20 protein-coding genes are annotated in these 20290 nt (G+C 45.3%); 6 read left to right on the plus strand and 14 right to left on the minus strand.

Annotation, left to right across the window (positions count from 1 at the left end; genetic code table 11):
• Positions 1-23: 23 nt before the first annotated feature.
• The 4 genes from IC571_RS07715 to IC571_RS07730 are packed head-to-tail and all read right to left on the minus strand — an operon-like array spanning position 24 to position 5333.
• Positions 24-2531 (minus strand): DNA internalization-related competence protein ComEC/Rec2, encoded by a 2508-nt coding sequence (locus tag IC571_RS07715; RefSeq protein WP_251373312.1) that lies wholly within the window; start codon positions 2529-2531, stop codon positions 24-26.
• Between the two features lie 4 nt (positions 2532-2535).
• Positions 2536-3372, minus strand: a complete 837-nt coding sequence (locus IC571_RS07720) for a TatD family hydrolase (RefSeq protein WP_215315764.1) — start codon at positions 3370-3372, stop codon at positions 2536-2538.
• A 10-nt stretch (positions 3373-3382) separates the two neighbouring features.
• Entirely contained in the window at positions 3383-4078 is a 696-nt protein-coding gene (locus IC571_RS07725) for an ABC transporter ATP-binding protein (protein ID WP_215315765.1), read from the minus strand.
• Positions 4071-5333 (minus strand): lipoprotein-releasing ABC transporter permease subunit, encoded by a 1263-nt coding sequence (locus IC571_RS07730; RefSeq protein WP_215315767.1) that lies wholly within the window; start codon positions 5331-5333, stop codon positions 4071-4073. Before IC571_RS07730 ends, IC571_RS07725 begins: the two co-directional genes overlap by 8 nt.
• A 67-nt stretch (positions 5334-5400) precedes the next feature.
• On the opposite strand from IC571_RS07730, the gene IC571_RS07735 reads away from it, so the two are divergent.
• From IC571_RS07735 to lysS, 4 genes are all read left to right on the plus strand, one after another.
• A complete protein-coding gene (locus tag IC571_RS07735; protein WP_251373315.1) occupies positions 5401-6366 on the plus strand; it encodes a hypothetical protein in 966 nt (321 codons plus the stop codon).
• Positions 6363-8120 carry a single-stranded-DNA-specific exonuclease RecJ gene (gene recJ, locus IC571_RS07740; RefSeq protein ID WP_215315769.1) on the plus strand — a complete coding sequence of 586 codons (1758 nt, stop codon included), beginning with the start codon at positions 6363-6365 and terminating at the stop codon, positions 8118-8120. Before IC571_RS07735 ends, recJ begins: the two co-directional genes overlap by 4 nt.
• Before the next feature lie 34 nt (positions 8121-8154).
• A protein-coding gene (gene prfB / locus IC571_RS07745; protein ID WP_215315771.1) for a peptide chain release factor 2 occupies positions 8155-9259 on the plus strand; the annotation gives its coding sequence in 2 pieces (ribosomal slippage) (positions 8155-8235 and positions 8237-9259; 1104 coding nt in all).
• A gap of 12 nt (positions 9260-9271) precedes the next feature.
• Positions 9272-10828: a lysine--tRNA ligase gene (lysS, locus tag IC571_RS07750; protein ID WP_215315772.1), complete on the plus strand. Its 1557-nt coding sequence runs from the start codon at positions 9272-9274 to the stop codon at positions 10826-10828.
• A gap of 82 nt (positions 10829-10910) precedes the next feature.
• Here the strand turns inward: lysS and IC571_RS07755 are convergent, their stop codons facing one another.
• On the minus strand, positions 10911-11234 hold the full coding sequence (locus tag IC571_RS07755; RefSeq protein ID WP_215315774.1) for a hypothetical protein: 324 nt from the start codon (positions 11232-11234) through the stop codon (positions 10911-10913).
• A 100-nt stretch (positions 11235-11334) separates the two neighbouring features.
• The gene (locus IC571_RS07760) at positions 11335-11769 is read right to left on the minus strand and encodes a disulfide bond formation protein B (protein ID WP_251373318.1); all 435 of its coding nucleotides are present in this window, start codon (positions 11767-11769) and stop codon (positions 11335-11337) included.
• 226 nt (positions 11770-11995) lie between these two features.
• Between IC571_RS07760 and IC571_RS07765 the strand changes: the two genes are divergently transcribed.
• Positions 11996-12772 carry a ferredoxin--NADP reductase gene (locus IC571_RS07765; RefSeq protein WP_215315778.1) on the plus strand — a complete coding sequence of 259 codons (777 nt, stop codon included), beginning with the start codon at positions 11996-11998 and terminating at the stop codon, positions 12770-12772.
• Positions 12773-12884: 112 nt separating this feature from the next.
• A complete protein-coding gene (locus IC571_RS07770) occupies positions 12885-13049 on the plus strand; it encodes a hypothetical protein (RefSeq protein WP_215317914.1) in 165 nt (54 codons plus the stop codon).
• 12 nt (positions 13050-13061) lie between these two features.
• On the opposite strand, the gene IC571_RS07775 is transcribed toward IC571_RS07770, so the two are convergent.
• From IC571_RS07775 to IC571_RS07810, 8 genes are all read right to left on the minus strand, one after another.
• Positions 13062-13598: a c-type cytochrome gene (locus IC571_RS07775; RefSeq protein WP_215315779.1), complete on the minus strand. Its 537-nt coding sequence runs from the start codon at positions 13596-13598 to the stop codon at positions 13062-13064.
• Entirely contained in the window at positions 13588-14847 is a 1260-nt protein-coding gene (gene soxC / locus IC571_RS07780) for a sulfite dehydrogenase (RefSeq protein WP_215315780.1), read from the minus strand. The genes IC571_RS07775 and soxC overlap by 11 nt, the downstream gene beginning before the upstream one ends.
• Before the next feature lie 78 nt (positions 14848-14925).
• Complete coding sequence (locus tag IC571_RS07785; protein WP_251373322.1) at positions 14926-15909, minus strand: YeiH family protein; 984 nt, start codon at positions 15907-15909, stop codon at positions 14926-14928.
• A gap of 14 nt (positions 15910-15923) precedes the next feature.
• Positions 15924-16643, minus strand: coding sequence for a GntR family transcriptional regulator (locus IC571_RS07790; RefSeq protein WP_215315784.1), 720 nt, complete (start codon positions 16641-16643; stop codon positions 15924-15926).
• A 7-nt stretch (positions 16644-16650) separates the two neighbouring features.
• Complete coding sequence (locus tag IC571_RS07795) at positions 16651-17823, minus strand: UxaA family hydrolase (RefSeq protein WP_305848874.1); 1173 nt, start codon at positions 17821-17823, stop codon at positions 16651-16653.
• Between the two features lie 36 nt (positions 17824-17859).
• Positions 17860-18141, minus strand: a complete 282-nt coding sequence (locus IC571_RS07800; protein ID WP_068322357.1) for a flagellar biosynthesis protein FlgA — start codon at positions 18139-18141, stop codon at positions 17860-17862.
• Between the two features lie 27 nt (positions 18142-18168).
• The gene (locus IC571_RS07805; protein WP_215315785.1) at positions 18169-19182 is read right to left on the minus strand and encodes an Ldh family oxidoreductase; all 1014 of its coding nucleotides are present in this window, start codon (positions 19180-19182) and stop codon (positions 18169-18171) included.
• 1 nt (position 19183) lies between these two features.
• Positions 19184-20113: a hydroxyacid dehydrogenase gene (locus IC571_RS07810; protein ID WP_215315787.1), complete on the minus strand. Its 930-nt coding sequence runs from the start codon at positions 20111-20113 to the stop codon at positions 19184-19186.
• Positions 20114-20290 lie beyond the last annotated feature (177 nt).

Genomic DNA, 20290 nt, shown 5'->3' on the forward strand with positions numbered 1-20290 from the left:
ATATTACGTACTAAGCCCTTAATTTATAAGGGCTTTTTCTTTTTATCGGGACTAGTTTCGTGGCGATGCCATAAGCGCCTACTACTTGACCGCATAAACCAGCTCGAGTGCTCTGGGCCATTCTTAAAAAGCCACACTTGTGCGCCCGTGTTTGGGGTTTGGTGGAACGGGACCCCAAGACTTTCGTAGCGGGCTGTAACCGTAGGATGTGGATGCCCATACCGATTGCGATAACCATTTTGGGCAAAAGCAATATCCGGCTCTAACGCTTTTAGGAGCTCGGCAGATGAGGAGGTTTTGCTTCCATGATGTGGGGCCATGAAAATTATTTGTCGATTGCCAATCTCACCCAACATCTCTGCGTCTAAACGCTCGGTAATTTCTGCTTCACCTTGACGCTCGACATCACCAGTCAGCCAAAACGAGTGACGTTTATTGCGTACCTCAAGAACACAACTCATTTCATTAGGCTTCATAGAGTATTGTTTTTGGAAATGAGTGGATTCATGTGGGTGCCAAATAAGAAACTCCACTCCATCCCAAATCCAACGTTGCTTATAGCGACAGGGAATGCTTGGAATTTTTCTTGCGCCTAAATTCAGCAGCAGCGGGTTGTCGATTGGTAGAGAACCCATCATTTCCCCAAAAGAAATATGCTTCAATAACGAAGCCGCCCCACCCACATGATCACTATCACTATGGCTGATAACCATTCGGTCAATTTTGCTAATACCCCTGCCTCGAAGATAGGGCAATATCATTCGTTGCCCAGCATCATCCCCTTTACCTTGTATAGGTCCAGTGTCATATAGCAATCGCTTATTAGCCGTTTCAATTAAGACCGAAGTGCCTTGCCCAATATCCAAAACGATCGCCCTAAACTCACCCAAACGTAAAGTGGCGTCATTCAAGCTTGACCAAGGAACAAAAAGCAATGCCGTTGGAACTAGCGCACATAACCTCAATCGCCAAGATGCTATTAACTCACCTGGCTGTATGGCATAAACCATTCCCAAACCCGAGAACACTATTAGCCACCATGCAGGTTGATTTGACCAAACTACCGCCCAATCCCAATTTGCCATCCACTCGAGGAGAACTGCTAAATACTCCATCACTATGTGCGCTGGCCATAAAAGCCACTTACCCAAAAACTCTGGCAGTAATGCTCCAGCAATAGCTAAAGGTGTAACGATGTAACTTACGACAGGAATAGCAAAAGCGTTTGCCAATGGTGAGACTACCGAAACCTGATAAAACCAAAATAACGTTATTGGCAACAATGCAATTGTCACTACAGCCTGTACTCGACAAGCTTCTCGGCATGCTTGCAAGAATCGCGACGTCCAAGGAGCCTCCAACTCCTTGCCCGTTGGAATGCCCAGCAACCCCGAAGAATCTTTCATGGCATATAAGATAGCCGCCACTGCCCCAAACGATAGCCAAAAGCCTGGCGTATAAGGCGCCATCGGATCAATCAACAAAACAAATACAAGTGCCCACCACCAAATATCAAATGATCTTGGATTTCTGCCGGTCCATAAGGCAAAGGCAACTACCCCAACCATGTACATGGTTCTTTGAGCCGGTATCTGGAATCCAGCTAGCCATGCATAAATAAATGCCGTCAAAAATCCTGATAGCGCTGCTACCTTGCTAACGGGAAACAGCAGTGGCAAAGATCTACGTCTCCAACAGAATGCCGCTAAAGTTGCCCCAACACCAGCTAGCATCGTGACATGCAGTCCTGATATTGAAATCAAATGTCCAATTCCAGTTGCGTTAAATACAGTCCAGTCTTCTTGATGAATCGCGTTTTGATCTCCCATGACTAAAGCAACAATCACACCTGCGTATTGCGAATTTGGTGGAAGCGCCGACTGAATTTTTTTACGAAGCTTGTAGCGGGCTAACTCCATTTGTAATTCAAACTCACTTAGACCAATGTCTTTAGTTAGCATTAATTCGCCTGATTTAATTGATCCGCTGGCGCCATAGTTTTGATGAAAGGACCAGCGCTCAAAGTCAAACGTATGGGGATTCAGAGACCCATAAGGTCTTTTAAGTTTCACCTTCAATTTCCAGCGTTGTCCAGGGATAATTTCTGGGATTTGCTGCTGACTTCTCCAAGCGGGCTGCCAACTAAGGTAGATTTGCTTTGGAAATTGCGCTCCCCTCTCACCCTTGAAAAGCATGCTGTCAACTTCAAACGCGAACTTTGCCCCAGTAATCCCACCCTGAGGCAATCTAATTACCCTACCCTCAATACTGAGCTCTTCTCCTTCTAGCTCCTGCGCAAGAATATTCTTCAGGCGGTTGTCAGCATAATTTGCATTCCATGCAAAACCCAGAAAGAACGCCAATATACATACGAAGACATGTCGGATCCTCGATACCCCAGAAAATCCATAGATCAGAAATATGCACAGCAAACTAGCGGCAACACAGATCCATTGCCATTGCGATGGCACCTGCGGCAAAAGAAAAAGGAGTAATCCCCCGGCAATAAATGCCGTAATTGCTAAGCGCAAGGATTTAAGGGGAGACAGTTAGGTTTGGATTATTGGCGCAGAGTGCCGACCAACGAGGCAAAGCTTGCATGACATTACGCCACACCGCAGAAGCAAAATCAGCATCATTTACACCACGAATAGCTGCAAGCTCCCTAGCAATTCTAGGCAAAAATGCCGGCTCATTGAATGCTAATTTTTCCGCTTTTAGCCAAGCAGGCGGAATATCTGGTGCATCCGTTTCCGTAACAATGCTATCAAGCGGCAATTCTTTGATGAGTCTACGAATCTGCAATGCACGTTCATACGTTGCCGCCCCACCAAAGCCTAACTTGAAACCAAGCTCGATAAATTGCTCGGCCTGCTGAAAGCTACCATTAAATGCATGCGCAATACCACCAGGAATTTTTCGACGTCGCAACGCTTTCAATATGGCGTCTTGCGAACGACGCACATGCAAAATTACAGACAATTGGAATTGCTCAGCCAAATCTAGCTGAGCATGAAAAAAGTGTTCTTGCTTATGGGGATCTAATCCTTCAACGAAGTAATCCAAACCAATTTCACCAATACCAACAAATCTAGTGTCGGCGAGTGCTTCGTTTATATGATCTTCTAGTACATCGAGATCGCCTCCATGGGCTTGATTGGTATACAAAGGATGAATACCGAGCGTATACACCAACCCAGGAATCTCATTGCCATATTGCGAAGCCAACATTCGTACACTCTGCGAGTCCGCCGCTTTGACTGCAGGCAACAGAATGGCAGATACATTATTTTCTTTCGCAGAGTCGATGATCGACGCTAACGATGAAGAAAACTCAGGCGCATCTAAATGGCAGTGCGTATCAATCCACATGGGAGCGACCTCACTGCGCAAAAGTTTTGAGTACCCCACGCTCTAAGTGCAAAATACGATCGCATCGTTGAGCACGAACCGGATCATGCGTCACAATGACAAAAGAAGTGCCTTGTTCGCGCGCGATATCTAACATCAAATCAAATACACCATCAGCCGTTTCAGCATCTAAATTTCCCGTAGGTTCATCAGCCAATACACAGCTAGGATTACCTACCAATGCTCTAGCTACTGCAACACGCTGACGCTCTCCACCGGATAACTCTGCAGGTATATGGAGTTCGCGTTTGGCTAAGCCAACTGCTTTGAGCATCTGACTTGCGCGATCCATCGACTCTTCGTTACTTAAGCCCCGGATTCGAAGCAGTAAGGCAACATTCTCTACTGCACTAAATTCATCCAAGAGGTGATGAAATTGATAAATGAAACCTAAATTCCGGTTGCGCAGTTGATCTAGCTTGGAAACTGAAAGTCGATTGATATCTTCGCCACCAAGAAAGACAGAACCAGCGCTTGGGGTATCCAAACCACCCAAAAGATGAAGTAAGGTGCTTTTTCCTGAGCCGGACGAGCCTACAATGGCGACCTTTTCCGAATTCGCCACACTCAAATCCACTGCTTTCAGCACTTCAACAGCGGTTGGGCCTTGGCCATAAGTTTTAGCCAAACCTTTGGCTAGCAATACAGGTGTATTTAGATTACTCATAGCGCAGCGCCTCCGCTGGCTTAATCTTCGCAGCGCGACGACTTGGATACAAGGTTGCTAATACCGACAAACCAAAAGCCATCAATCCAACTGTAACTACATCGCCCATACGCACATCCGATGGCAACTCGCTAATAAAGTACACCTCACGTGGCAAGAACCGCACACGGAAAATTGCCTCAATTGCTGGAACGATGACATCAATATTGCAGGCAATCAACAAACCGAGACCCACACCTGCAAGCGATCCCATTAAACCAATTGCCAAGCCCTGAACTAAAAAGATGCGTTGTATCAATCCTGGGCTGGCGCCCATGGTTCTCAAAATGGCAATATCAGCCTGTTTCTCATTTACTGTCATCACTAATGTAGAAACTAAATTAAATGCAGCCACAGCAATAATGAGCGTCAAGATGATGAACATCATCTTCTTTTCAGTTTGAACCGCGGCAAACCAATTGCGATTAGATCGAGACCAGTCTGTAACCCACAAAGCCTGGGGAACTACCGCAGCCAGCTCAGCCGCAACTTCAGGGGCACGCTGCATATCGTCCACTTTGATACGTAAACCGGATGGGTCATGTAAACGTAACAAGGCAGCAGCATCTTTCCAGTGCATGATGGCTAAAGAGCTGTCATATTCATAATGACCGCTATCGACAATACCCACCACTTGAAGCGTGCGCATTCTGGGCATCGCACCGGCTGGAGTGAGGTCGCTTTCGGGAACAATTAAATTAATTCGATCGCCAATGCGTGCGCCAACAATCGATGCTAATTGCGCCCCTAAAGCAACACTAAAACTACCTGGCTGAAGATCATTAATATTTCCAGCAATGAATTGCCTTGGAAGATCGGAAACCTTTCCTTCCTCGCCTGGAGAGATCCCCCGAATGGCAACGCCGCGCATAACGTTATCGCGAGTTAATAGCCCTTGAGAACTCACCATCGGAGCGACCCCAACTACGTGAGGCTCTTTAGCGAGTTTTAAGGAAAGCGCTTCCCAATTAGCCAAACCATCTGGTGCAGTAATTTCTACATGCGAAAGTACGGATAACATACGATCTCGCACTTCCTTCTGAAAGCCATTCATGACCGAGAGGACCACAATTAAGGAAGCGACACCCAAGGCAATGCCAGCGGTAGAAATTCCAGAAATAAAGGATAAAAAGCCGTCCCGCTTACCAACCGCCTTTCGACGTTTCGAACGGGTGTAGCGTAAGCCAATTTCTAGGTCGATCGGAAATCTCAACATAGCCACAGTTTAGACAATTGCAAGGACAAACCAATGGATTCTCCAAATGCCACCTAAAATTAAGGAAATGACTCAGAATTCAGCCCTCCACCAAAATACCCAAGGTCAGCCTAAACGCTTCACCCTGATGCTAACGGGAGAGGATGTATTGGATGAACAAGGCGGCGATCAAGCCCACCAAGGATTACCGCATGAGCGGTTTCTTCTTGGCGATAAAGTGCCCTCTGCGCCCATCCTTCTATTGGGTCAATCCTCTTTGAGCGTGGATCCCAATCAAGAAATCGCTTGCTTACAGCCAGTTCATTTGCATGCTACTCGCGACCATCTGATTTTGATGGGTCAGAATCAGATTGATCTGACCGAATCTGAATCAATCCAATTACTGAATGCAGCACTACCCCTGCTTGAGGAAGACTTTGAGCATTCCCTACTGTTTCAGAATCAACATTATTGGTTTATTCCTGCTGGACCATTTAGCAAGTTGGCTACTTACAGTGTTGACCAAGCACAAGGTCGCAATATTGACTGGTGGATGCCACATGACACGCATGAGCCAGGCATCGCGAAGCGTTGGCGTAAATTACAAAATGAAATTCAAATGCTTTGGCATATTGATAAGGTAAATGAAGAACGCCAAGCCAGAGGTTTTCCCAGCATCAACTCCATTTGGATTAGTGGCATTGGCAGGTTGAATGATGTCAAAGCACCGCCAGCACTTATGCGGGCAAGCAAGATTTATGGGCAACACCTCCTACTATCAGGACTTGCAAAATTTTGCGGCATCCCATCTAGTCCATCCCCCTCTATAGAGAAGCTTGCAGGCGCTTTTGCTTGGCTAGAAAATCCAGAAATACTTTGGCCTCAATTGGTTAATCAATTACTGAATAAACAACTAGATGAAGTGATGATGATTGATTTCCCTAATGGGAAAACTCGAGAGAGAATATTGACTATCCGTGATATTCAGAAGAAATCCTGGATGCCTTGGAAAAAGCCACCCCTCCTTACTTGGAATACCCTAATTCAATCGTGAGTCATTTTTCCAAACGATCTTTTTCAGAAAGGGCTGCTACCTGGTTAGAGCAAAGCGGCCTACACCCGCTGTTGGCTCGACTGTATGCGGCGCGAGGTGTAGAGTCGCCAGAAGAGCTCTCTCTTGAATTAAAAAATCTTTTCTCTCCAAACGATCTGAAGAATTGCATTAGCACCGCATCATTACTTGCGGATATTTTGGAAAAGAGAGAGCCCATGCTCATCGTTGCAGACTATGACTGCGATGGTGCAACCGCTTGCGCCGTAGGTCTACGTGGCTTACGAATGTTAGGTGGACAAGAAACGCCCATTCAATTTTTAGTGCCTAATCGTTTTACGATGGGCTACGGCTTAACACCTGACGTCGTGGAGCTGGCAGCCCAGCAAACCCCAAAACCCAAATACCTAATTACTGTTGATAACGGCATTGCCAGTGAAGCCGGTGTTGAGCGCGCCAATGAACTCGGCATGGCAGTGATTGTGACCGACCATCATTTACCAGCTGACAAGCTACCCAATGCGGCAGCTATTGTGAATCCCAATCAACCGAACTGCGCTTTTCCAAGCAAAGCCTTAGCTGGTGTTGGTGTGATGTTTTATGTATTGGTAGCGCTGCGCGCTGAATTACGTAAGCGCGGCAAATTTACTAGCGAGACACAACCCAAGCTAGAAAATTTATTAGATCTTGTGGCACTTGGAACTGTTGCTGACGTTGCGCAGTTGGATCGCAATAATCGAATCTTGGTTTCGAATGGATTGAAACGTATTCGCGCTGGAATATCACAGCCTGGAATACAGGCGCTTTTTCAGGTAGCAACTCGCGATCCCCGCAAAGCCAACACCTTTGATCTCGGTTTTGCTATTGGGCCAAGACTCAATGCTGCAGGCCGTCTTGCCGATATGACACTGGGTATTCGTCTGCTGCTAACTGATAATGCAGATGAAGCCTTACAGCTTGCTCAAGAGCTCGATCGCATCAATCGCGAACGGCGAGTGATTGAAACAGGCATGCAAGAAACCGCTCTCGCTCACCTTTCTGAAGAACAACTTGCAGGCACCATGGCACAGCGCTCGAGTATTTGCTTGTGGAATCCCGAGTGGCACCAAGGCGTTGTTGGTATCGTGGCCTCACGCCTTAAGGAACGCTTTAATCGCCCAGCAATTATCTTTGCACCTGATGGCAATACGGGCGAGGAATTAAGAGGGTCCGGTAGATCCTTAACAGGATTTCATCTGCGTGATGCCCTAGACATCGTTTCCAAAAAAGAACCTGGCCTGATATTAAAGTTTGGCGGTCACGCAATGGCGGCAGGCCTAACTATTCGCAAGACTGATTTTGATCGCTTTGATGCGTGTTTCCAAGAGGTCGCCGATAGCTTGTTAAGTGATGAACTATTAGAGCGCCAGCATATTCATGACGGCGTCCTTCAGACCCCGGAATTTACCCCTGAAATTGGGGATCTGCTTGCAGATGAAATCTGGGGGCAGGGATTTCCACAGCCCATTTTCTATGGCGACTTTGAAATCACTCAGCAAAGCCTCATGAAAGAAAAGCATCTACGTTTGCAGGTGAAACCACTCACTGGAGATCTCAGTTCGGTAGCGGCTAAACCGCTCACAGCCGTTTGGTTTAATCGCACCCAAAGCTTACCCAGCAAAGCCAAGCTTGCTTACCGCCTTGTGACGGATCGCTACCAAGGGCAGGCTCGCGTCCAGCTCATGATCGAAGCCCACGATGAAAGCTCAGCACCCTAAGGGTCAGTTGGAATAACCCCCTTATAATTAGGGGATGGAAGCTGAACAACTAAACACCATCTCAAACACCTTGTCCGATCTGCTCACCCGCGAGCAAGCTCTTCGGGGGTATCTTTGACTACGACGTAAAGTCGCGTCGCCTCACGGAAGTTAATTCCATCCTAGAAGATCCCAGTATTTGGGATGATCAAAAGAAAGCGCAAGCCTTAGGCAAAGAAAAGAAATTGCTAGACGGCGTTGTTTCAACACTGACCGATCTCAATACCAATATTACTGGAGCCATTGAGCTCTTTGATATGGCCAAGGAAGAAAGTGATTTCGAAACCATCGCCGCTATTGAGAAAGATGTAGAAGGTTATAGCAAGATCATCAATGATCTGGAGTTCCGTCGCATGTTTCACAATGAGATGGATTCATGCAACTGCTTTATTGATATTCAAGCGGGGGCTGGCGGTACTGAAGCTTGTGACTGGGCTAGCATGCTATATCGCCAATACTTAAAGTATTGTGAACGCAAGGGATACAAAACTGAAATTTTGGAAGAGTCTGATGGCGATGTCGCTGGCATCAAGAGTGCTACTATCAAAGTCGATGGTGAATATGCATATGGTCACCTTCGCTCTGAAACAGGCGTACATCGCTTAGTGCGCAAATCTCCTTTTGACTCGTCTAATGGACGCCATACTTCCTTTGCCTCGATCTATGTCTATCCTGAGATTGATGACTCTATTGAAATTGAAGTGAATCCCGCAGATATTCGTACTGACACCTATCGCGCCTCTGGTGCAGGCGGTCAGCACATTAACAAAACTGATTCTGCTGTGCGCTTAACCCACGTTCCCACTGGAATTGTTGTGCAGTGTCAAAACGATCGTAGCCAACATCGCAACCGTGCTGAAGCAATGAGCATGCTGAAATCTCGCCTCTATGAACATGAAATGCAAAAGCGTCGCGCTGAGCAAGACAAGCTAGAGGCTAGCAAAACCGATGTGGGTTGGGGACATCAGATTCGCTCTTATGTTCTTGATCAAAGCCGTATTAAAGATTTGCGTACGAACGTTGAGATTTCAAATACTCAAAAAGTATTGGATGGAGATCTCGATGCATTTATTGAAGCCAGCCTAAAACAAGGCGTTTAATTAATCACGAATATGAACGATAAAACGAATTCAGCAAACACCCAGACCTCGGCAACTGAAGTTGTCGATGAAAATCACATCATTGCCGAACGCCGTGAGAAGTTAGCAAAACTTCGCTCGAATGGGGTCGCCTTTCCAAATGATTTTGTACCGACCCATTTGGCAGCTGACCTGCATGCTCATTACGATAGCTTGACTAAAGAAGAGCTAGCTGAGAAAAAGATTCATGTGAAAGTAGCTGGTCGCATGGTACTCAAACGTGTGATGGGTAAGGCCAGCTTCGCCACCATTCAAGATCGCAGTGGGCAAATTCAGTTCTACATCAATGATGAATTGACTGGTGCAGATACCCACGGTGCTTTCAAGCACTGGGATATGGGTGACTTTATCTCCGCTGAAGGCAATCTCTTTAAAACCAATAAAGGTGAGCTCTCTGTTGAGAGCAGCAGTCTACGCTTACTGAGCAAGTCATTGCGTCCATTGCCTGATAAGTTTCATGGCCTCTCCGATCTAGAAACAAAATATCGTCAGCGTTATGTTGATCTAATCGTCAACCCAGAAAGCCGCAATACCTTTAAAGCGCGTAGCAAGGCCATTGCCTCCCTGCGTCGCCATATGCTTGATGCCGACTTTATGGAAGTTGAAACGCCGATGCTCCACCCCATTCCTGGTGGTGCAGCAGCCAAACCATTCATCACCCATCACAATGCCCTGGACATGCAAATGTTCTTGCGTATCGCTCCTGAGCTTTATTTAAAGCGTTTGGTAGTGGGTGGCTTTGAGCGCGTCTTTGAAATTAATCGCAACTTCCGTAACGAAGGTGTGAGTCCTCGCCATAATCCAGAATTTACGATGATGGAGTTCTATGCGGCATATACAGATTACCGCTGGTTGATGGATTTTACAGAGGGTCTTATTCGCGCGGCAGCTATTGATGCACAAGGCACTGCCGTCTTGACTCACCAAGGTCGCGAACTGGATTTAAGCAAACCGTTTCAACGCTTAACGATTAGTGAGGCGATCTTGAAATATTGCGGTCAGTCTGGCAAAAGCTATGATCCCGCTCAGCTTGAAGATGCCGCATTCATTCGCGCCGAACTCAAAAAAGGTGGTGAGAATCCAGATTCCCCAACCCTCAAAAACGCAGGTCTAGGCGCATTGCAATTAGCGCTGTTTGAATTGGTTGCCGAGGAACACCTTTGGGAGCCAACTTACATCATTGATTACCCAATTGAAGTAAGCCCACTAGCAAGAGAATCAGATACTCGCCCAGGCATCACCGAGCGCTTTGAGCTGTTCATCACCGGTCGCGAGATTGCTAACGGCTTCTCAGAACTTAATGATGCTGAAGATCAAGCCAATCGCTTCCGTAAACAAGTGGAGCAAAAAGAAGCGGGTGATGAAGAGGCAATGTACTTTGATCACGACTTCATTCGCGCACTCGAATATGGCATGCCTCCTACAGGCGGTTGTGGTATTGGCATTGACCGTTTAGTCATGCTACTGACCGACGCGCCGAATATTCGGGATGTGATTCTCTTCCCGCACTTGCGTCGTGAAGAAGAATAAGCAAGCTGAATATTAGAAGTTAATTCTGATAAAAGATAAAAGGCGCCAATAGGCGCCTTTTTATTTAATCTAAATTCAGAATTTAGTACGAAGATATTTCATCAAGTCCATTTACATCATGGTGCAAGACTTGCTGCGCAATGAGCAAAATACCAGCGAAGAAGCTTGTGCAGACCAAAAGCGCAAACACATGATATTGATTTAAACCACTCTGGTCTAAAGCATTTAGATAAATTTCACTCTCTACAGCAAGATGTGTAGACAAGGCCAACAGCACGACACCAACTATTACCTGAGCAACAGAAAAAATTGAATTTATTAGCTGTTTTCGAGCGTTAATAACTTGAGCAGCATCCACAAGTGCTGAATTAGCAATAACTGATGAATTGTCTTGAAAGTACGTCATATAAGCCTCTGATCTTGTATGAGTCAAATCTTATGGGGCGGCTTTATATTTGTAAACGAAGTACTTTTTATATCTTAACTACTTTTAGATATAAAGATCCTCAAATCTTGTCTTTTTTACCCACCAAAGTACCTAATAAGACAGCAAAAAGTACTAAAAACCAGAATGCAGACCATTCCGGCACTTGGAGACCAAGAATTGGCGGGAGTTTCGCGGTACATAGGCCGTCTGCTTTAAAAAGCCAAGGAATATTTTGGGAAAGCTGAAATTGATTGATCCAAACCTCCAATGGATCAATGCCACAAGATGCGCCAGGATGAGATAAAAGCCACACCTGATGACCGGCAACTGTAAGACCATAGGCTGCTGCTATGGTGGCCAACCCATGGAAAAATTTACGCAGCCGGATAGATCCCGCAGCCAAGAAACAAAAAATGGCGACCCCCAAAAACCCCACTCTTTGCAAAATACACAAAGGGCATGGCAAAAAGCTCACGCCCTGGTATCCCGTCTGTTGCAAGATTACGGCGAACATAACAAGCCCGAGGGAGAACAGGGAAATAGACAAATATCGAGCTGAGGTCATTCAAGAATCATACTCCGCGTAAAACTCTACCTACCCCATCAAAAAAACATTCTTATGACTAAAAGTTTGATGCATATCACGACTTAGTACCATTTAGCGGCTGAATAGCGGCAAACTAGACCGCTGAGAATGGGATAATTAGAGGATCTTTTAATACCCTTTAAATTTAGCATTCATGGCTGCATACAACACCGAAACCGTTTTATCCGTTCACCATTGGAACGACACCCTTTTTAGCTTTACTACCACACGCAATAAGGCACTTCGTTTTCGCAGTGGCCACTTTTTGATGATAGGACTTGAGGTAGAGGGAAAGCCGTTGGTAAGAGCCTATAGCGTTGCCAGCCCTAACTACGAAGAGCATCTTGAATTTCTAAGTATCAAAGTTCAAGATGGTCCACTCACCTCGCGTCTACAAAAAATTCAGGTTGGCGACCCAATACTAGTTAGTGAAAAATCTGTTGGCACATTAGTACTTGATGATTTAAATCCAGGAAAACATCTGTACTTATTTAGTACGGGCACGGGTCTAGCGCCATTCATGAGCATCATCCGCGATCCTGAGACTTACGAAAAATTTGAAAAGGTTGTCTTGATCCATGGTGTCCGCCTAGTTAGCGAACTTGCCTATGGTGACTATATAAAAAATGAGTTAACTCAGCATGAATACCTTGGTGAGCTTATTCGTGAAAAGCTCATCTACTATCCAACGGTCACTCGAGAAGCATTCAAACACACGGGTCGCCTCACTACAGCTATTGAGTCAGGCCAGCTCTTTAAAGATATTGGTTTGCCACCATTAGATCCCGCTGTTGACAGGGCAATGATTTGCGGTAGCCCTTCAATGCTTAAGGAAACCTCTGAAATGCTAGATGCAAAAGGCTTTAAAGTATCCCCAAGCCTTGGACAAATGGGCGACTATGTGTACGAGCGCGCATTTGTGGAGAAGTGATACAAGACAATCTTTATTCCAAATAGTTATTTAGATATCGCTATATATTTCTTGTGGATATATAGAGTGCTTGATACATTCTATTTAACAAGCTATTTATCAAGGAATAAAGATGTCACCCGTCCGCGAACATTACAACCCAATCATTACTAAATTATTGCGAGAGCATGACCGTTTGCCGCATGACAAAATCAATGAACGTAAAAGCATTCAGAGACGCATTCTTTTTCTCATGACAACCATCAAGATGGAAGAGTTTTCCAACTCCTTTGCCTGAAATAGCTAATTCCTATTTCTCAACAGGAATAAATCCATCCCGATTGGGCATCTTTACCAAAGGCAGGGTCTTGGCATCAATCACTTGATCAGCTGAAATGATTTTATTTAGATACAAAATATAAGCAGTCGCTGCATACACTTGATCATTCGTTAGAGATTGTGGCGCCTGGTGGGGCATCGCTCTTCTGATGTAATCAAAAATTGTGGTTGGGTACGGCCAAAAACTTCCTACGGTTTTAACTTGCTTATCCGTATTCAATGCTCCACCACCAACCAACCGATTTGCAGGACCGCCTTGACCTTTGTCACCATGACATGAGGCGCACTGTTGCTGGTATAACTTTTCTCCGGCAGCCACAGTTCCAGAACCAGTGGGTAGCCCAGCACCAGTTGGACCAATATCAATATTCCAAGCGCGCACCTGATCTTCAGAAATGGGCTTGCCAAGACCCACAGGGCCATGGGCTTGATAGCCACTCACACAGCCCACGAGCACCCCAATTACCGCTACACAGTTAACGAAGATGAAATATCTTTTAGCGACCATTAGTCACCTCCCCATTTGCTGCAACTCGCCAAGGTTGAATTGCATTATTGTGATAGAAGGTGTTTGCACTTTTTGCTTTTATTACAGCATCCATAGTGGGTTGAACTTCACCACTAGAGTCAACCGCCCTACTCATTAATGTGGCTGGCGCCCCATCCCAAACCCATGGAAAACGAAATCGAACCAAGGACTTATCCATTACTGGCTCTTGCAGTACAGCATCATTCCATGATTTGCCGCCATTGGTTGAGACCTCTACTCGCCGAATCTTCCCATTACCAGACCATGCAAAGCCAGAGATTTCATAAAAACCTTTAGATTTCAGCTTCATCATGCCTGATGGTTGGGTGATAACAGACTTCACCTCCATTGAAAAAGTAAATTGTGATGCCTTACCATCAGCCCGAAGATCGGTATACGCAGACGTCTCTTCGCGAGTTTGCCAGGGTTCAGCTCCCAACTTTATTCTGCGCAACCATTTAATACTCATATTGCCTTCATACCCAGGCAAAAATAAGCGCAGAGGATAGCCTTGCTCAGCGCGCAACATCTCACCATTTTGAGCATAGACTAATAACGCATCATCCATTAACTTACTCATGGGAATGCTACGAGTCATCGCAGCGCCATCAGCACCCTCCGCTAATGCCCATTTAGCATTTGACTGCACTCCACACTCTTGCAAAATGGTAGATAGGCGAACGCCAGTCCACTCGCAACAAGAGACCAATCCATGAATTTGCTGAACCGTTTGGTTGCTTGCCTTCTTGAGTTCAGCAGCACTATTGCCGGAGCACTCTAAAAAGTAAATTCTAGATTCTGATGGAAACCGAACAATGTCATCCATTGTGAAAACCATTGGTCGATCAACTAAACCATGAATTACCAATTTATGTAAGTCGGGGTTGATATCGGGAACGCCCGCATGGTGACGCTCGAACACTAGACCATTGGGGGTAATAATTCCGTGCAAACTTTGCAAAGGAGTTCGCGACCCCGTTAAAAAAGTAGGCGCCGGAGAAGGAAGAAGGCGCACAACATTTTTTTCGTACTTAGATGGCAGCCCGTAAGGAGGATTTACGAAACCAGAGCCCTGCGTTTTGGTCCATGGATCAACTTCCAAAAATCCATTGTCCTGGTTTTTGAGAGGAGAAGAGTGCGCGCTAACAGCGCCCCCGACACTAACCCCAACTGCAACTGAAGACTTTAGAAAATCTCGGCGTTTAGAAAATACATCCTTCTTAGACATAAATGCTTTGCCTCCAGTGTAAAGACAGATCCGTAATGCATTTAAAGCATACGAGACAATCTACAACAGATTGCCACTCTATGCTACGTAGAAAATAAATATTAACCCTAAAAAAGCAATAAAGAGGGTTTCTACTACCAACATGAGTACTGGTTGCCAACCAAGCTTTGCCAACTCCTGAAAGTTAGTTTTCAAGCCAGCGGCGGCAATTGCAATTACCAACATCCAGCGAGATAAACCACCGATCTGCTGGGTAACTACGAGTGGAAGTATTTTCATGGAAGCAACAATGGAGAGCGCCACAAAGCCTAGTAAAAAAGTGGGGATCAGTTTTAAACTGCCCCACCCTAATTTATTTGAAGCTTTTTGGGTACCAAAGAAAATAGAGATGAAGAGCACCACTGGCAGCAATAAAGCCACTCGAAATAACTTCACTACAGTTGCAACGTCGCCCGCTTCTGGACCAAAAAGCATTCCGGCAGCGACCACTTGAGCGACATCATGAATTGTGGCGCCAATAAAAATTCCGGCAGAAAGCGCGCCCACATCCAGCATTCGAAGCGCAAATGGATATGTGACCATCGCAATAGTGGAAAGTACCGTTACGCCCACAACTACTAATAAAGTGAATTGCTCGTTTGCCTTTGTTTTCGGCAAAACAGAGGCGACGGCAAGCGCTGCGGAGGCCCCACAAATGCCCACAGAACCACCTGCAATCAAACCAAAATCGGGCGACAACTTTAAAATTCTGGCCAATAAAAAACCTAGGGCAACAGTAGCCACAACAGCGCAAATCACCATCAATCCCGTATTAATACCGATCGCGCTGATATCGGAAAATGTAATTCGAATGCCTAAAAAAGCAACGCCTAAACGCAAAATTGTTTTTGCGCAAAAATCTATGCCCAGCCTAACAGTATCTTGAAGATATAAAAAGTGTAGTGATAAGCCAATCAACAAGGCATAAAGCAACTGTGGGCCGCCATAGTTATCTGACAAGAAGCTAGTCGACATAGCAATTACTAAGCACACCAATATGCCTGGTAATTTTGACTTAAGCATACTAACCATGAGCTCTAGACAACTAACTCACTGAAATATTCATATTGATGCGTATTCAGTGTTGAGACACGCCACTCTAATGGCTCATCCTGCATACCAAGTGCGACCCTACGGATGATGAGGACTGGAGAATTTGGCTTTAGACCCAACCACTCTGAATACTGCTTTCCTGCTAGGCCCGCTCTTAAACGCTCACTACTTCGCACAACTGTTTGACCGTACTTCATTTGATACAACTGGTAAATACTGCCTTCACGCTGAATAAAGTCGGTGCGAGTGAGATTTTTGAAACGTCTTTTATCTAGAGTGATATGGTCAATCATGACGCATTTTTCATCTAGATATAGGCAATTTATTAAACGCCAAACGGGTGAGCCTTCTTTGATCTGGAGTTTAATTGCCTCTTCTTTGCTCGCAATAGCAGAATTCAAAGAAACTAAATCTACTCGTGGATTAATTTTCTTGTCAGCATCATGCTTAACAACATGAAAAAAGTAATACAGCAGGCGCTTAACATCATGCTCGGCAACAAAAGTGCCTTTACCTTGTCGGCGAACCACAATGCCCTCTGCTACTAATTCATCAACCGCTTTGCGTAGCGTGCCAATCGAAACATCTAATTCTTTAGATAAATCCTTTTCGGCAGGCAAAGCCTGCCCCATAGGAAAACGACCCCTGACCAGATCTTCGGTGATCTTTTGCTTTACCTCTTGATAAGCAGTCAGGGATCTCATGCTCTACTTAAGCAGATTCATACAAGCGAGTTAATACAAACTCACGGTGACCGAGAATCTCAGAAGCAGTTAACTCACCATCTGCTGTACGCAAAAGGCATTCCAACAACTTATCGCCAGCCTGATCCATATTTTCTTCACGACGCAAAATACCTGACACGTCAACGTCAATATGCTCACTCATAGTACGAACAGTTTTTGGATTCGCGCAAATCTTAATTACTGGAAGAATTGCATTGCCAATCACGTTACCTTGGCCCGTTGGGAAGAAATGCGCTGCAAAACCAGCCGCTGCACATAAGGTCACCATCTCTGCTGCCGCTGATGAGGAGTCCATAAAATGCAAGCCAGGAATGCTAGGCGTTTCGGCCTTATCCAATACGCTATCCACGATACATTTCTTACCAATTTTCTGGATGTTACCCAAGGCTTTTTCTTCGATAGTCGTGAGACCACCGGCAATATTTCCCTTGGTTGGTTGGGAATCAGAAAGATCGCTCGTTTTATGACGCTCAATCACGTCCTGGTAACGATCAAACATTTCGCGGAACTTTTTCTTTACCTCGTCATTGCGGCAACGCGCTTCAACCAAATGCTCGCCACCAGTTAATTCGGTTGTTTCACCAAAAACCAGGGTTGAACCAATTCCGTATAACTTATCAAAAGCATCGCCTACGGTTGGATTTGCACCGCAACCAGAAGTAGTATCTGACTCACCGCATTTTGTGGATACCCACAATTCGGATAGAGGAGCCTTAACACGCTGCTGCTTTGAAGCATGCTTCATCATTTTGTATGCCGCTTTGCTTGCAGAAGCAATCGTAGCGGTATCGCCATTGCCTTCAATCCAGAAACCTTCAACTGGTTTGCCTGATGCTTTAATTCCATCTACTACGATCTTGGTCCACTGCGGTTCGATACCAATGACCACGACACCAGCAACGTTTGGATTCGATCCAGTTCCAATCAATGTACGGAAATGCAACTCTAAGTCCGCGCCAAACTGTAAACGGCCATAAGAGTGTGGAATTGCCATCGTGCCCTTGATGTTATTGGCAACAGCTTCGCAAGCCGCATTAGACAAGTCATCTAAAGGCAAAATTAATACATGATTACGGATACCCATACGACCGTTCTCGCGACGGTAGCCCATAAAGGTTGCATCTTTTAAATTAATCATCTTTTTTCTTTCTCAATGAATAAATAGTGGGTTGGCTTACCAACGCTTTGTTTTAACGTTCTGAACATGGAGGTGCTCGCCTTTTTTAATAGGGGCAACTACCTTGCCAATATCAATGCCATATTTCATGACCGTATCGCCTGGCTGAAAATCCTTTAAAGAAATTTTGTGGCCAATTGGAATATCACTCATTGATTTAAAGTTCAATGTCAGATCACCATCCATCACCCAACCTATTAAATCGTCACCAGCTTTAACGCCCTCAACGACAACCACGCCTACGCCATCACCTGGCTCATGCACGACAAAATGGATCATTACTTTCTCCTCGTTAACCCCATTAAATTACGAATTACTCCATGACTGACGAATGCCAGCCTGAATTTCTTCTACCACTACTTCAGAAACATTCACACCACTTTTAAAACCGCTAGCACGTTGCTTAAAGCGACGCCCACCAGGAACGCGTGTGCCGACATCGGCAGATAATTCCTTCAAAAAATCCCGCATTCTTCCGGCAAAAACATTTCCACCTGAAAGGCCTGGGTCAATGGTTAGCAAAAGTTGGCCAATACGTGGTCGATTTCCTTTTGCATCAAAAAAAGAATCCGCCTCATATGAAAAGCGACTGCCTGATAAGCCAACAACCAAAAGCTCCACAATCAATGCGAGCAAGGCGCCCTTGTCTCCACCCAACGGAACCATCAAACCCTTTAATCCTTCTTGAGGATCGGTAGTTGGCTTGCCATCAGCAGTTAAAGCCCAACCCTCAGGAATGGACTCGCCCTTTTTCGCAGCAACCAGCAACTTACCGCGCGCGACTGCTGAAAGAGACATGTCTATTACTAATGGATCGCGCCCTTGAATTGGAAATGCAGCAGCCAAAGGATTGGTTCCAAACATTGCCTTACTTCCACCAACCATCGGCATGGCAGCTGGAGTGTTACCAAATAGCAATGAAATATAACCAGCACGAGCAGCAGCTTCAGCGTAATGCCCAGCTACACCAAAGTGATGGCTATTCGTTACAGCAACCAAACCAACACCCGTTTTTGAAGCTAAATTGACAGATAAATCAGTAGCAAAACGTAGCGCAGGGAATGCAAGACCATCACAGGCATCAACTAAAGCTGCAGAAGTTTTAAATGGGCGAACTTTAATTTTAGGGGCTGGCTCTATACGGCTATTTTTTGCATGACCAGCATATTGAGATACTCGCGCCAAACCATGAGAAGCCAAGCCATCTAATTCTGCAAGCGCTAAGAATTGCGCAGTCTCAAAAGCAGCTTTTTCTCCAATGCCGGCAGCCATCAAACCAGAAGATGCCAACTCGACCATCTGCTCGTAAGACATGTTCATATCATGCTCCTAAAAACAAGTTAACTTCATCGGCAATCATTTGACTAACTCGGTCGTTACTTTCATGCGTAACGCCAGCAATGTGGGGCGTCAGAATCAAATTCTCTATTCCCGAAAAATGACTTAAATCCTTAGCGGGCTCACCAGAAAACACATCCAATGCGGCTCCACCCAAACGACCCGAACGCAAGCACTCCGCCAAAGCCAGCTCATCCACAATTCCGCCACGGGCGGTATTGATTAAGCAAGCACCCTCTCTCATTTGACCCAAAACATCAGCACTAAATAAGCCTTTTGTTTCTGGCAACAAAGGTAGGTGAAGCGTTACGGCATCACTTTGAGATAGCAACGAACTTAAGGAAATCAAGGGAACCTCAAACCCTTCCAATGCCACAGCATTTCCACTTAGCACGGGGTCATAGGCAAGACATTTCAAGCCGAATGCATTAGCTTTTTTGGCAACCACTCGACCAATACTTCCAAAACCTACTATTCCAATAGTTTTTCCTGAAAACTCGTGATAACCAGAAAAACGGGGGCGAGGCCATTCGCCTTTTAACGTACTAATTGTTGCGGGAATAAACCCTCGCGTTAATGCAACGGCTGCGCCAACAACATATTCAGCGACAGATTCAGCATTCGCTCCAGTTGCAGGTATTACCTTAATATTGCGCTTCGCACATGCTGGTAGCTCGATATTTTCAAGGCCAACACCAAGGCGACCAACCACCCTCAGTTTCAATGCACCAACAAGCACCTCTTCATTCACTTGGGTTAAGTTACGAACAATTAGGGCGTCTATATTTTGCACTGCAGCAATTAATGCGGACCGATCCTTATACAACTCGGGTTCGTACGCAACAGAATGCTTAGAACGCAGGGTTTCTAAGGCTTGACTTGTAATGAACTCAGAGATCAAAATAGATGACATATCTAAATCATATAGATGATTTAGATATCTTGCAACACCCAATTCATTGTGCAATGCAAATTGAATCAATTTCCTTGCACACTGGCTGGAGGAGACGGCAGTTTTACATAAGCTTATTACTATTAAATAGAGGTCAATCTTATTTTTAGATCAAATCAAAGATAAGATATGAGAATC

This window comes from Polynucleobacter sp. MWH-UH2A (assembly GCF_018687195.1).
Classification (GTDB): domain Bacteria; phylum Pseudomonadota; class Gammaproteobacteria; order Burkholderiales; family Burkholderiaceae; genus Polynucleobacter.

Excerpts from the sequence above, each read along its gene's own strand:
- IC571_RS07720 (WP_215315764.1), bottom strand. The coding sequence starts at position 3,372 with ATGTGGATTGATACGCACTGCCATTTAGATGCGCCTGAGTTTTCTTCA.
- IC571_RS07725 (WP_215315765.1), bottom strand. The coding sequence starts at position 4,078 with ATGAGTAATCTAAATACACCTGTATTGCTAGCCAAAGGTTTGGCTAAA.
- IC571_RS07730 (WP_215315767.1), bottom strand. The coding sequence starts at position 5,333 with ATGTTGAGATTTCCGATCGACCTAGAAATTGGCTTACGCTACACCCGT.
- IC571_RS07735 (WP_251373315.1), top strand. The coding sequence starts at position 5,401 with ATGACTCAGAATTCAGCCCTCCACCAAAATACCCAAGGTCAGCCTAAA.
- lysS (WP_215315772.1), top strand. The coding sequence starts at position 9,272 with ATGAACGATAAAACGAATTCAGCAAACACCCAGACCTCGGCAACTGAA.
- IC571_RS07755 (WP_215315774.1), bottom strand. The coding sequence starts at position 11,234 with ATGACGTACTTTCAAGACAATTCATCAGTTATTGCTAATTCAGCACTT.
- IC571_RS07760 (WP_251373318.1), bottom strand. The coding sequence starts at position 11,769 with ATGTTCGCCGTAATCTTGCAACAGACGGGATACCAGGGCGTGAGCTTT.
- IC571_RS07765 (WP_215315778.1), top strand. The coding sequence starts at position 11,996 with ATGGCTGCATACAACACCGAAACCGTTTTATCCGTTCACCATTGGAAC.
- IC571_RS07770 (WP_215317914.1), top strand. The coding sequence starts at position 12,885 with ATGTCACCCGTCCGCGAACATTACAACCCAATCATTACTAAATTATTG.
- IC571_RS07775 (WP_215315779.1), bottom strand. The coding sequence starts at position 13,598 with ATGGTCGCTAAAAGATATTTCATCTTCGTTAACTGTGTAGCGGTAATT.
- soxC (WP_215315780.1), bottom strand. The coding sequence starts at position 14,847 with ATGTCTAAGAAGGATGTATTTTCTAAACGCCGAGATTTTCTAAAGTCT.
- IC571_RS07785 (WP_251373322.1), bottom strand. The coding sequence starts at position 15,909 with ATGCTTAAGTCAAAATTACCAGGCATATTGGTGTGCTTAGTAATTGCT.
- IC571_RS07790 (WP_215315784.1), bottom strand. The coding sequence starts at position 16,643 with ATGAGATCCCTGACTGCTTATCAAGAGGTAAAGCAAAAGATCACCGAA.
- IC571_RS07795 (WP_305848874.1), bottom strand. The coding sequence starts at position 17,823 with ATGATTAATTTAAAAGATGCAACCTTTATGGGCTACCGTCGCGAGAAC.
- IC571_RS07800 (WP_068322357.1), bottom strand. The coding sequence starts at position 18,141 with ATGATCCATTTTGTCGTGCATGAGCCAGGTGATGGCGTAGGCGTGGTT.
- IC571_RS07805 (WP_215315785.1), bottom strand. The coding sequence starts at position 19,182 with ATGAACATGTCTTACGAGCAGATGGTCGAGTTGGCATCTTCTGGTTTG.
- IC571_RS07810 (WP_215315787.1), bottom strand. The coding sequence starts at position 20,113 with ATGTCATCTATTTTGATCTCTGAGTTCATTACAAGTCAAGCCTTAGAA.